Genomic DNA, 12,696 nt, shown 5'->3' on the forward strand with positions numbered 1-12,696 from the left:
GGTCGTCATGGCATGCTGAGACCCTTCACTCCAGGACGAGATCGACCATGCGACTTCCCTGCCGTCCCTTGGCCAGCGCAGCAGTCCTGCTGCTGGCTGCCTGCCAGGCTGCCCCGGAGGCGACGCCCAAAGCGGCAGAGCGCCTCTACGGGACGCTGGCATTCCAGCCCTGCACCCTGACCAGCGCGCAGGCCAGCGCGAATGTCGAAGCCCAATGCACCACGCTGCAGGTGCCGGAGAACCCGGCGGCACCGGACGGTCGCAAGATCGGCTTGAACATCGCCTGGCTGGGCGCCGGCAATGATGGCGCGGGTAAAGGCGATCCCGTCTTCTTCCTCGCCGGTGGCCCGGGCCAGGCCGCAACCGAGGTCGCCGCGCCGATCAACATGGCGCTGCGCGACGTGCGCAAGCAGCGCGACATCTTCCTGATCGATCAGCGCGGTACCGGCAAGTCCAATCCGCTGAGCTGCCTGGATGCACAGGGCAAGGAACTGCCGCTGGACGAGAATGCGGCGCCGAGCAGCACGCTGATCGAGGACTACGCCCGCCAGTGCGCGCAGTCGCTGACCGGCCGCGCCGATACCCGCTTCTACACCACCACCGAGGCCATCGGTGATCTGGATGCGGTGCGCAAGGCGCTGGGCGTGGACAAGGTCAACCTGGTCGGGGGCTCCTACGGCACCCGCGTGGCACAGCAGTACGCCGCGCGCTACCCGCAGCACACCCGCACGGTGGTGATCGATGGGGTGGTGCCGAACGATCTGGTGGTTGGCGGTGACTTCGCCAACACCTTCGAAGATGCGATCAGCCTGCAGTCGGCGCAGTGCCGCCAGGATCCGATCTGCGCCAAGCGCTTCCCGGTGGATACCCGCACGCAGCTGCGCAACGTCATGGCGACCCTGGCCAAGGCGCCGGTCGAGGTCGACTACCGCAACCCGGGCACCGGTCAGGCAGAGCATGGCGTACTGACCGCCGATTCGGTCACCGCCCTGGCGTTCATGTTCTCGTACATGCCCGAGCTGTCCTCGCTGCTGCCGGTCATGCTGGATGAAGCTGCACAGGGCCGTTATGCGCCGCTGATGTCGCTGAGCAAGATGGCCAGCCGCACCCTCGGCGTGCAGATGAACCGGGGCATGCAGTGGTCGGTGCTGTGCGCCGAAGATGCTGATCGCTACCAGGAAGGTGCGCAGGGCGACCGCGTGCTCGGCCCGGAAGTGGCGCGCATGTTCTTCGCCGCGTGCCCGGCCTGGAACGCCGGTTCGCGACCAAAGGATTTCACCGCGCCGTTCGCCTCGACGCTGCCGGTGCTGCTGCTGTCGGGCCAGTTCGATCCGGTCACACCGCCGCGCTACGCCGAGCAGGTGGTCAAGCAGCTGCCCAACGGCCGTCACCTGCTCGCCAAGGGGCAGGGCCACGGCACGATCAACGCCGGCTGCATGCCGCGCATCCTCGGGCAGTTCATCGACACGGCCGACGCCAAGTCGCTCGACGCCACCTGCCTGGATACCCTCAGCCCGGTGCCGGCATTCACCTCGTTCAACGGATGGGCCCCATGAACCGTACTTCGTACCGCACCGGGGAGAGGCGCGCATGATCGTCGCCGAGAACCTGCATAAAGCTTTCAAGACCAAGACCGGCCTGATCCAGGCCGTCCAGAACGTGGGCTTTCAGGCCGAAGACGGCCGCATCACCGGCCTGCTCGGTCCCAATGGTGCCGGCAAGACCACCACCATGCGCATGCTGTACACGCTGATGAAACCTGATCAGGGCCGCGTGCTGGTCGATGGCATCGACGCGGCGGTGGACCCGGTCGCAGTGCGTCGCCAGTTGGCGGTCCTGCCGGACGCGCGCGGGGTTTACAAGCGCCTGACCGCGCGCGAGAACATCGCCTACTTCGGCCAGCTGCACGGCCTGAGCGCGGCGCGGATCCGTGAGCGCACCAAGGTGTTGGCCACGGCGCTGGAGATGGATGACATCCTCGACCGTCAGACCGAAGGTTTCTCGCAGGGCCAGCGCACCAAGACCGCGATCGCCCGCGCGCTGGTGCACGACCCGCGCAATGTGATCCTGGATGAGCCCACCAACGGGCTGGACGTGATGACCACGCGCGCGCTGCGCGGGTTCCTGCGCGGGCTCCGCGACGAAGGCCGCTGCGTGATCTTCTCCAGCCACATCATGCAGGAGGTGGCGGCGCTGTGTGACCACGTGGTGATCATCGCGCAGGGCACGGTGATGGCCGCCGGCAGCGCCGATGAGCTGCGCGCACAGACCGGGGAGAGCAACCTGGAAGATGCCTTCGTCAAGGCGATCGGGACTGAAGAAGGATTGCACGCATGAGTTCGTTCGCCACGCTGTTGACCGTGATGCGCAAGGAACTGCGCGATCTCTCCCGTGACCGTCGCACGCTCGCGCTGACGCTGCTGCTGGGGCCGTTGCTGTACCCGGTATTGATCCTGGGCATGAGCAAACTGGCCGAAAGCCGGGTGAAAACGCAGATCGAGCAGCCGCTGGAAATTCCGATGATCGGCGGCGAGCATGCCCCCAATCTGGTGCGTTTTCTGGCATCGCAGGGTCTGAATGCGACCGAGGCACCGAAAGACCTCACCGAGGCGATCCGCAGCCAGCGGATCGATGTGGCGCTGCGCATCAGCCCGGACTTCGGCAAGGACTGGGCCGACGGCCGCCCGGCGCTGGTCGAGATCATCAAGGACAGCACCCGCCGCGCTGCCGATATTCCCAGCAGCCGCCTGGAAGCGGCACTGGGCGGCTACAGCCAGCAGGTCGGTGCGCTGCGCCTTCTTGCCCGTGGCATCGATGCGCAGGTGGCGCGACCGCTGGACGTTGCCGCGCAGGACCTGGCGACCGCCGAAGCCAAGCGCGGGATGATGCTGTCGGTGCTGTTGCCGATCCTGCTGACCATCACCTCGTTCCTGGGCGGCGCCTACCTGGTGATGGATACCACGGCCGGCGAACGTGAGCGGCAATCGCTGGAGCCGCTGCTCGCCACTCCGGCACCGCGCAGTGCGATCGTCAGCGGCAAGATCGCTGCGGCCTGCGCTGTCGGTGTGGCGTCGCTGTTGCTGACCTTGGCGGCCTTCAAGATCAGCGCGCAGCTCTCTTCCGGCGGGGTAGGCCGGCAGCTCAACATGGGCTTCCTGCCGATGCTGCAGATGCTGCTGATCATGTTGCCGATGCTGTTCATCGGCACCTCGCTGCTGACCTTCCTCTCGGCGGCCGCCAAGAGCATGAAAGAAGCCCAGAGCCACATGACCTGGCTGATGCTGCTGCCGATGCTGCCGGGGTATGCGCTGATGGTGTACCCGATCAAGAGTGAGCTGTGGCAGTTCGCGGTGCCGTTCCTGGCGCAGAACCAGATGCTGCTCAAGATCATCCGCCACGAAGCGATCAGCCCGCAGATGTGGGCGGTCTACCTCGGCGCGGGCTTCGGGCTGGCGGCGCTGTTCTGGTATGCGGCGGTGCGTCGCTACCACCAGGAGCGGTTGGCGATTTCGGGTTGATGCACGAAGGGCTCCGCAAGGGGCCCTTCTTCTTAACGGGGACGGAGGTAGTTAATAACAGGGACGGAGGTAGTTAATTCGGTGGTGTCAGGCGGTTCCGGGGCGCTGACCGATGGTCTGCTGGTCGCCCGTCTCCTTGACCGGTCTTCCCGCAGGCCTGCAGACCACGGACCTCTGCAATGCCCGCCCAACCATGTCTTGGAAGCGCGGGCTGCCCAACGCGCGCTCCTGCGCGACGTAGATCACGATCCGCTCTCGTTCGTCTGGTTGAATGCTGGCCCGCAGCCATTCGCTGTACGCATTCGCACGCGCTTCCGGCGTAGGGCCCAGGAGGGTGTAACAGGGATGTGGTGTCAGCATCGGGTTGTGCTCAAGGCCGAGGTACACCCGAACGCTGGACCATCGATATTCTTCTGGAAACGCCACCATCGCGGCCCGTACCGGATTCAGCTCGATGTATCGATGCACCATCATCAGGTAACCATCGGAATCCACCAGGCACGATTTGAACCGGCCCTCCAGCAACGTACCGCTCCGCACATGTCGCTTGTTGAAGTACTGCACGTAGTTCTGCCCACACTGCCGCATGGCTGGGGCCAGCCCCTCCGCTGTAGACGGTGTGATCAGAAGATGGACGTGGTTGCCCATCAGCACGAACGCGTGAATGGCAACCGCCTGCTTGCGGCAGGCATTGCGCAACAGGCGCAGGTAGTGACGCCGGTCTTCATCGTCGATGAACAGTGCAGCGCGATTGACCCCACGTTGTATGACGTGAAGCGGAATGCCGGGGAGAACCAAGCGAGCGGAACGGGGCATGGTCGGCAACGTTGATGGCGAACCGTTACCTTGCAGACCCACGCAGGGAAAAGAGCTAGGCCTGTGGTGCACGCAGCCGTAAGAGAAGCGCGCTTAACTACCTCCGTCCCCGTTATTAACCACCCCCGTCCCCGTTAAAGAAAAGGCCCGGATCGCTCCGGGCCTTTCGTCATCCAACGTTACGCCGCGATCAGCCGCCTTCAGGCGCGAAGGCAAGCGTACGGCGCGTCGTGACCGGTGCACCGACCGGCTCGAACTTCCAGCGCTTGACCGCGTTGAGTGCTTCGCGATCGAACACGCGGGCCGGGGTGGCGCGCAGCACACGGGCGGCGGTTACCGAGCCGTCGGTGCCGACCGTGAGTTCGACCAGTACTTCGCCCGAGGTGCCCGACCGCAGGGCGTCGGCCGGGTAGCGTGGAGCGGGCGTGCTGACCGGGCGCAGGCTGGGTGCGACGGCGGCCTGGCGGGTGGCCGCAGCCTGCTGGGCAGCCGCCTGCTGCTGGCGCTGTTCGGCCTCGCGACGGGCGGTGGCCTGGCGCTCGGCATCCTGCGTATCACGGCGCGCGGCTTCCTGCTGCGCGGCGATCTGGCGTGCGGCCTCGGCTTCGGTGGTCTGTTGCTGAGCCAGGCGCTGCTGTTCGACCAGCTGCTTGGCGCGGGTCTCGGCGTCCTTCTTGACCTTGTCGGTCTCTTCCTGGGTGCGCTTGAGGGCGGTCTGCATGCTGCCGCTGATGCCCTGCTTCAGACGCGGCAGCGCCGGGGCGGTCGGGTCGACCTTTTCGATCAGCGCGACCAGCCGCTGGGTCTCTCCGAAGTCCTCGCGGCCCAGGTTCTGTTCGGCGGCGATCAGGGTGTAGGGCAGCAGATCGGTCAGCGCGCTCTTGACCGAGGCGTCATCCGGGGTCTTGTCACGCAGCGCCAGGTAATACTCGATGGCATTGTCGCCGGCCGGGGCGTACATGCGGTTCTCGCGCAGGGCCTTGCTGGCCAGCTCGCGCAGTTCCTCGGTGCCCATCGACTGGACCTTGGCCGACACCGCCGGTGCGGCCGGGGCAGCAGTGGGGGCCACAGGGGCCGCCGGCGTCGCCGGTGCGGTCTCGTCCTTGCCCGAGCAGGCGGACAGGGCCACCAGCAGGATCATCGGCGCGAACAGCCGCGCCGGGCCATGAGTCTTGACGTGCGACATCCAACTCCCCTTTGAAGACGACGATACGTAGGGCCTGATGCGGTCAGGCCGACCGAAGGCCATGGACGTTTCCCGACGTCCACGGCGGACCCGCAGGTGTGCAATCTAGCATCACCCCGCCCGGCCCGGGGGCCAGGCGGCCAGGGCAGGGGGCATCCTCACCGATGCCGCCGCTGCCGTGCAAGCCTCAGTGAGACAGTGCCTTGCTTGGCGTGCCGCTCATCAGCTTGTCGGTGTAGGCGATGCCGATCGCCGAGAGGATGAAGGCGCCATGGATGATGGTCTGCCACATCACACCGTCGGAGGTCATCGTGGAGCACTTGATGACATCGCCCACGGCGGCGACGGCCTTCAGGTACGCCTCGCTGTTGCAGGCGGGCAGGGCGCCCAGGTTGCCGGCACCAATGAAGGTCTTGAGCAGGTGGATCGAGGAGATGCCGATGATCGACAGCGCCAGCTTCACCTTCAACACGCTGGCGTTGACGTGGCTCAGCCACTCCGGCTGGTCCGGATGACCTTCCAGGCGCAGACGCGAGACGAAGGTTTCATAACCCCCGACGATCACCATCACCAGCAGGTTGGAGATCATCACCACGTCGATCAGGCCCAGCACCAGCAGCATGATTTCCTGCTCGCCCATCTGGTTTGCCTGGTGCAGCAGGTGCCACAGTTCCTTGCCGAACAGGAACACATAGACGCCCTGGGCCAGGATCAGGCCGAGGTACAGGGGCACCTGCAGCCAGCGCGAGGCGAAGATGAGGGTGGACAGGGCGTTCGGGGATTTCGAGGTCGAGCTCATGCTGGAATGCTGCGTTGCGGGGACGGCGCAGCGTAACGGTCCGGCTTGACCCTGCCAAGCCGAGTGACGGACTAGACTCGGGATTCTCTCTTCGCGAGCCCTCGCCATGATCGATCTGTACTACTGGCCTACCCCCAATGGCCACAAAGTCACGCTGATGCTGGAGGAAACCGGGCTGCCGTACCGGATCCAGCCGGTGAACATCGGCGCCGGGGACCAGTTCACGCCCGCCTTCCTGGCGATCTCACCCAACAACAAGATGCCGGCGCTGGTCGACCACCCGCCCACCGACGGCGGCGCCCCGCAAAGCGTGTTCGAGTCCGGCGCGATCCTGCTGTACCTGGCCGAGAAGACCGGCCGCTTCCTGCCGGCCGACACCCGCGGCCGCGTGGCGGTACTGGAATGGCTGTTCTGGCAGATGGCCGGGCTCGGCCCGATGAGCGGGCAGATGGGCCATTTCAACGTCTACGCGCCCGAAAAGATTCCCTATGCGATCGAGCGCTACAACAACGAAGTGCGCCGGCTGCACGGGGTGATGGACAAGCGCCTGGCGCAAAGTGCCTACCTCGGCGGCGATGACTACAGCATCGCCGACATGGCCAGCTACCCGTGGATCGGGGCCTACGACACGCTCCCGGTGGACTTTGACGCCTTCCCGAACCTCAAGCGCTGGCATGACGCGATCGCCGCCCGTCCGGCCACCCAGCGCGCGTATGCCCTGCGCGAGAAGGTGAATCCGGAGGCCGGCAAGCCGCTCAGCGAGGAAGAGCGCAAGCACCTGTTCGGCCAGCGCTGACGCGGTGGTCGTTTGCCCGGTCGTGCCGGCCGCTGGCCGGCTTTCCGGCAGGCTTGGCGCGGCAGGATACCCGCCATCCCCGGCACGATCGGAGCGGTTTTGGTTAGGATGAAGCGTTCCCCGTGCCGTTTTCCTGGCCGGGGACTGCCCAGACGCTGCCGGAACCCTCCATGCGCCACCTGTTTGCTTCGCTCGCCCTGATGCTCGCCTCGACCTCGATCGCCCACGCTGAAAAATTGACCCTGGATGCCATCACCGGCCCGCTGCCGTTGTCCGGCCCGACCCTGATGAAACCCAAGGTGGCCCCGGACGGTTCGCAGGTCAGCTTCCTGCGCGGCAAGGATGCGGACCGCAACCAGCTGGACCTGTGGGCGTACGACATCGCCAGCGGCCAGACCCATCTGCTGGTGGATTCCAAGGTGGTGCTGCCCGGCACGGAAACCCTGAGCGACGCCGAGAAGGCCCGCCGCGAGCGCCAGCGCATCGCCGCGATGACCGGCATCGTTGATTACCAGTGGTCGCCGGATGCGCGCACCCTGCTGTTCCCGCTCGGCGGCGAGCTGTACCTGTACGACCTGAGCAAGCAGGGCAAGGCCGCGGTGCGCCAGCTCACCCGCGGTGAAGGCTTCGCCACCGATGCCAAGCTCTCCCCGAAGGGCGGCTTCGTCAGCTTCGTGCGCGCCCGCAACCTGTGGGTGATCGATCTGGCCAGTGGCCAGCAGATCCAGCTCACCGGCGATGGCAGCGACACCATCGGCAACGGCGTGGCCGAGTTCGTCGCCGATGAGGAAATGGATCGCCACACCGGCTACTGGTGGGCGCCGGATGACTCGGCGATCGCCTTCGCCCGCATCGACGAATCGCCGGTGCCGGTGCAGAAGCGCTACGAGATGTATGCCGACCGCACCGAGATGATCGAGCAGCGCTACCCGGCCGCCGGCGATCACAACGTCACCGTGAAGCTGGCCGTGATCGCGCCGCGCCGGAACGCCACGCCGCGCTGGATCGACCTGGGCCGCAACCCCGATATCTACCTGGCCCGCGTCGATTGGCGCGACCCGAAGCACCTGACCTTCCAGCGCCAGTCGCGCGACCAGAAGACGCTCGAACTGATCCAGACCGAACTGGCCAGCGGCCAGCAGCGCACGCTGGTGACCGAGACCTCGCCGACCTGGGTGCCACTGCACAACAGCCTGCGCTTCCTCAAGCAGGGTGGTTTTGTGTGGTCGTCCGAGCGCAGTGGTTTCGAGCACCTGTACCGCATCTCCGATGACGGCAAGACCGTCACCGCGCTGACCGCCGGCCATTGGCCGGTGGACGAACTGCTGGCCGTGGACGAAGACGCTGGCAAGGTCTACTTCCGCGCCGGCATGGACAGCCCGCGCGAAAGCCAGCTGTACGCCGTGTCGCTGCAGGGTGGGGTGCCGCAGCGCCTGTCGCAGGCCCCGGGCATGCACACCGCCAGCTTCGCGCGCAACGCCAGCGTCTACGTGGACAGCTGGTCCAACACCACCACGCCGCCGCAGATCGCGCTGCACCGTGCCAACGGCGAGAAGATCGCGACCTTGGTCGAGAACAATCTGGACGACCCGGCGCATCCGTACGCGCGCTATCTCGATGCGCAGCGCCCGGTCGAGTTCGGCACCCTGACCGCCGCCGACGGCAAGACCGAGCTGCATTACAGCCTGATCAAGCCGACCGGTTTCGATCCGGCCAAGCGCTACCCGGTGGCGGTGTACGTCTACGGCGGCCCGGCCTCGCAGACGGTCACCAACAGCTGGCCCGGCCGTGGCGATCACCTGTTCAACCAGTACCTGGCCCAGCAGGGCTACGTGGTGTTTTCGCTGGACAACCGCGGCACGCCGCGTCGCGGCCGTGATTTCGGCGGTGCGCTGTACGGCGTGCAGGGCACGGTGGAAGTGGCTGACCAGCTGCGCGGCGTGGCCTGGCTGAAGCAGCAGGCCTGGGTTGATCCGGCGCGCATCGGTGTGCAGGGCTGGTCCAACGGCGGCTACATGACCCTGATGCTGCTGGCCAAGGCCTCTGACAGCTATGCCTGCGGCGTGGCCGGTGCACCGGTGACCGATTGGGGCCTGTATGACACCCACTACACCGAGCGCTACATGAACCTGCCGGGCAACAACCCGAAGGGCTACGAGGAAGCGCGTGTGCTGGCGCATATCGACGGCCTGCGCTCGCGGCTGCTGCTGATCCACGGCATGGCCGATGACAACGTGCTGTTCACCAACTCCACCGTGTTGATGAGCGCGTTGCAGAAGCGCGGCCAGCCGTTTGAACTGATGACCTATCCCGGTGCCAAGCACGGCCTGTCGGGCAGCAACGCGCTGCACCGCTACCGCTTGGCCGAGGACTTCCTGGGGCGCTGCCTGGCGCCCTGATCCGCCGTTGCTGCCACCGGCCTGACAAGGAGTTTGCCGATGACATTGCCGCCCGCACTTCCTGGTACCACCGTGCGCACCGGTTGGTGGCGCCGTCACTGGCGCTGGGCCATGCCAGTGGCGGTGGTGGTCGGCATGGCGGCGGCAGCGGGCGCGGTGTGGTTCGCGCTGTCCCAGTGGGCGTACTGGAGCAAATCCAGCACGCCCTACCAGGAGGCCATGCGCCGCGCGCGCTGCAACGTCGAGCTGGTTGAAGCGCTGGGTGAGCCCCTGCGCGATGGCTACCTGCCCGCGGGGTCGATGCATTCCAACGGGCAGAGCCAGTTCGTGATCGGGGTGAGCGGTCCACAAGGGAAGGGCCGCCTGTTCCTCAATGCCAAGCGTAGTGGCGAGCACTGGGACTACCCGATGCTGTATGTGGTCACCGATGCCAACGACGCCATCGATCTGACCGCGCTGGATGATGCCGAGGCCGCCGAGCGCTGCGCGCTGGCCGAGTGCCGGGCCAAGGGCGAGTGTCCGCCGTCGCTCAGTCTTTGAGAGGCGAGGCTGACGTTGCTGCCTTCTGGATTCGCAATCACTGCTGTTTTCGTTGATACCGTGATGCCACGCTGGGTTCCACGCACCCGCGGTCTTTAGTCTCGATGCAGCTGCCCATTTGGGGCAATGCTGAAGGCGAGGTGGGCCGGTGGAACGAATCCTGAGTGGCTTGATGGCTGTGTTATGTGGTGTGTTTCTGGCGCCAACAACTTGGGCGGCGCTACCGTTCATCGACGTTCCCACTGATGGGTGGGATCCCGGGCTGGAGGCGCGTAAGCGCTATGCGGGCGGAATGTATGACTGGGTGCGGCGGATCAAGGTGGATCGCAAAGCACTGGCGTCTGATCGGATCCAGGTCGATCTGTTCGACGACGTGTTCATTATCGAGCGCACGTCCTTGGTCGTCAGAGAGCCGGAAGATGTTCCTCTATATGTTGCGGATGTCAGCACGCATGATGTACAGCGCTCGCCCACGTCGCGGCAACTGTGGGCAGGAACGATCATCGGCGCGCGGGGGCCTGGGGGAATGTCCAGCACTGTCGAAATTGCCGAACTGGGCAACGGCGACCTCATCTCCAGTTTCTCACGGGGCCACGTGCTGTATCAGCTGTTTGGGGATCTACTGGTGCGCATCGATCTGCGCCGGGTCCCCAATGAAGCACCCACGGTGCGTGATCCCTATCCAACGGACCCACTCATTCTGGATAAGGCGGAGTAGCCCCCAGCTGCGCCATGACCTCCGGCCAATTGCCCCGGACCCGCCAAGTGCGTAGGGTCGCAGGCATCCTGCCCTGGAGTTCCTGCATGAAGCCGCTTGTCCTTGCTGTTGCGTTGGCCCTGTCCGTTCCCGCCGCGCTGTCGGCCCCGCCGGCGTTGGCCGCCCCGGCTGCCGCCAAGCCCGCCGCTTCGCCCGCCTGGGTCACCCGCAGCAACCAGCTGGCGCAGATCCTGCTGGATGCGCAGGGCCCGTTCCAGCCGGAAGAGACCGGCTTCTTCGGCGTGCCGGGCTATGACGACAAGGTGGCCGATTTCGGCCCCGACAACGGTGCCCGCTACCGCGCGGCGATGACCAAGGCCCGCGGTGAACTGCAGGCCAAGCTCGCCACCGAACGCGATCCCAACGTCCGCCAGGACCTGGCGATCATGATCGCCGCCGCCAACCAGAACATCGAAGGCAGCGAACTCAACGAGAAGTACCTGCTGCCGTGGAGCGACACCCCGCAGACGGTGTTCAGCGGCCTCAACCTGCTGCTGTCCGACCAGGTGCCCGCCGAGCGCCGCGCCAAGGCGCTGGATCGCCTGAAGGCCTACGCCGGGCTTGCCCCGGGCACGCAGCCGGTCACCACGCTGTCGCGTCAGCGCTATGAAGAGCGCCTGGGCGACAAGACCCTGCTGCAGCCGACGAAGATCGAAGTCGAGCAGTCGCTGGCCAACGTGGACACCTACATCACCGGCATCGAGCAGCTGTTCGGCAAGTACAAGGTGGCCGGCGCCGAGCAGGCGCTGCAGACCATTGCCAGCCAGCTGCGCGAGTACCGCGACTGGACCCGCCGCGAGGTGCTGCCCAAGGCCCGCACCGATGCGCGCCTGCCCGAGCCGCTGTATGCCTACCAGCTCAAGCGCGTGGGCATCGACATCGCCCCGGCGCTGCTGATGCAGCGGGCCCAGCTGGAATTCATGGAAACCCGCTCGGCGATGCGCCAGCTGGCGCCGCTGGTGGTGCAGGCCAAGGGCCTGAAGGTCACCGACAGCACCGACCCGGTGGCGGTGGTGCGTGCGCTCAAGGGCGACAAGATTCCCGACGATCAGCTCGAGCACCACTACCGCGGCGTGATCGATGCGATCGACCCGATCATCCGCAAGGAAAAGATCGTCGATGTGCCGCAGCGCCCGATGCAGATGCGCCTCGGCTCGGCGGCGGAAAGCGCCGCCTCGCCGGCACCGCATTTCCTGCCGGCGCCGCTGGTCGGCAATACCGGGCAGCAGGGCACCTTCGTGTTGCCGCTGGGCAACCCGGCCGCCGGCGACAAGGCCGCGCAGTACGACGATTTCAACTTCGGCTCGGCCGCCTGGACGCTGAGCGCGCATGAAGGCCGCCCGGGCCACGAACTGCAGTTCACCGCGATGGTCGAGCGCGGCATCTCGCTGGCCCGCACGATGTTCGCCTTCAATTCGGTCAACGTGGAAGGCTGGGCGCTGTATGCCGAAGCGGAGATGGTGCCGTACGAGCCGCTGGACGGTCAGCTGATCGCGCTGCAGTTCCGCCTGCTGCGGGCCGCGCGCGCGATGCTGGACCCGATGCTCAACCTCGGCCAGATCGACCGTGCCAATGCCGAGCGCGTGCTGATCGATGAGGTCGGCCTGTCCAAGGCGATGGCGACCCAGGAACTGGACCGCTACATGGTGCGCATGCCCGGCCAGGCCGGCAGCTACTTCTACGGCTACACCCGCATTCTGGAACTGCGCATGCAGACCGAGCTGGCGCTGGGTGATCGTTTCGACCGGCTGGCGTTCAACAACTTCCTGCTCGACCAGGGCCTGCTGCCGCCGGACCAGCTGGCCAAGGCGGTGAACGACGTGTTCGTGCCGAAGTACAAAAGCGCGGCCAAGCGCTGACGCGTTTGCGGTAGGCACCGACCGTT

At 66.2% G+C, this 12,696-nt stretch carries 11 protein-coding genes; 8 read left to right on the forward strand and 3 right to left on the reverse strand.

Features of this window, described 5'->3' with window-relative positions:
• The first annotated feature begins 47 nt into the window (after positions 1-47).
• From ACWV8V_RS12455 to ACWV8V_RS12465, 3 genes are read left to right on the forward strand one after another with little or no spacing between them, the layout of a single operon-like run.
• Positions 48-1,556: an alpha/beta hydrolase gene (locus ACWV8V_RS12455; protein WP_455899852.1), complete on the forward strand. Its 1,509-nt coding sequence runs from the start codon at positions 48-50 to the stop codon at positions 1,554-1,556.
• A 34-nt stretch (positions 1,557-1,590) separates the two neighbouring features.
• Positions 1,591-2,337, forward strand: coding sequence for an ABC transporter ATP-binding protein (locus ACWV8V_RS12460; RefSeq protein WP_259261997.1), 747 nt, complete (start codon positions 1,591-1,593; stop codon positions 2,335-2,337).
• A complete protein-coding gene (locus ACWV8V_RS12465; RefSeq protein ID WP_121040808.1) occupies positions 2,334-3,518 on the forward strand; it encodes an ABC transporter permease in 1,185 nt (394 codons plus the stop codon). The genes ACWV8V_RS12460 and ACWV8V_RS12465 overlap by 4 nt, the downstream gene beginning before the upstream one ends.
• Before the next feature lie 87 nt (positions 3,519-3,605).
• On the opposite strand, the gene ACWV8V_RS12470 is transcribed toward ACWV8V_RS12465, so the two are convergent.
• The 3 genes from ACWV8V_RS12470 to ACWV8V_RS12480 all read right to left on the reverse strand — a co-directional run bounded on the left by ACWV8V_RS12470 (position 3,606) and on the right by ACWV8V_RS12480 (position 6,319).
• Positions 3,606-4,334 carry a transposase gene (locus tag ACWV8V_RS12470; protein ID WP_455899853.1) on the reverse strand — a complete coding sequence of 243 codons (729 nt, stop codon included), beginning with the start codon at positions 4,332-4,334 and terminating at the stop codon, positions 3,606-3,608.
• 190 nt (positions 4,335-4,524) lie between these two features.
• Positions 4,525-5,520 carry an energy transducer TonB gene (locus ACWV8V_RS12475; protein WP_259261999.1) on the reverse strand — a complete coding sequence of 332 codons (996 nt, stop codon included), beginning with the start codon at positions 5,518-5,520 and terminating at the stop codon, positions 4,525-4,527.
• Between the two features lie 187 nt (positions 5,521-5,707).
• The gene (locus ACWV8V_RS12480) at positions 5,708-6,319 is read right to left on the reverse strand and encodes a TIGR00645 family protein (protein WP_121040802.1); all 612 of its coding nucleotides are present in this window, start codon (positions 6,317-6,319) and stop codon (positions 5,708-5,710) included.
• A 106-nt stretch (positions 6,320-6,425) separates the two neighbouring features.
• On the opposite strand from ACWV8V_RS12480, the gene ACWV8V_RS12485 reads away from it, so the two are divergent.
• From ACWV8V_RS12485 to ACWV8V_RS12505, 5 genes are all read left to right on the forward strand, one after another.
• The gene (locus tag ACWV8V_RS12485; protein WP_455899854.1) at positions 6,426-7,115 is read left to right on the forward strand and encodes a glutathione binding-like protein; all 690 of its coding nucleotides are present in this window, start codon (positions 6,426-6,428) and stop codon (positions 7,113-7,115) included.
• A 170-nt stretch (positions 7,116-7,285) separates the two neighbouring features.
• Positions 7,286-9,514 (forward strand): DPP IV N-terminal domain-containing protein, encoded by a 2,229-nt coding sequence (locus ACWV8V_RS12490; RefSeq protein ID WP_455899855.1) that lies wholly within the window; start codon positions 7,286-7,288, stop codon positions 9,512-9,514.
• A gap of 39 nt (positions 9,515-9,553) precedes the next feature.
• Positions 9,554-10,054 carry a cytochrome c oxidase assembly factor Coa1 family protein gene (locus ACWV8V_RS12495; RefSeq protein ID WP_346463386.1) on the forward strand — a complete coding sequence of 167 codons (501 nt, stop codon included), beginning with the start codon at positions 9,554-9,556 and terminating at the stop codon, positions 10,052-10,054.
• Positions 10,055-10,202: 148 nt separating this feature from the next.
• Entirely contained in the window at positions 10,203-10,772 is a 570-nt protein-coding gene (locus ACWV8V_RS12500; RefSeq protein WP_259262003.1) for a hypothetical protein, read from the forward strand.
• A gap of 86 nt (positions 10,773-10,858) precedes the next feature.
• Positions 10,859-12,670 (forward strand): DUF885 domain-containing protein, encoded by a 1,812-nt coding sequence (locus ACWV8V_RS12505; RefSeq protein WP_259262004.1) that lies wholly within the window; start codon positions 10,859-10,861, stop codon positions 12,668-12,670.
• Positions 12,671-12,696: the final 26 nt, after the last annotated feature.

Source organism: Stenotrophomonas sp. Ker107b (assembly GCF_053847245.1).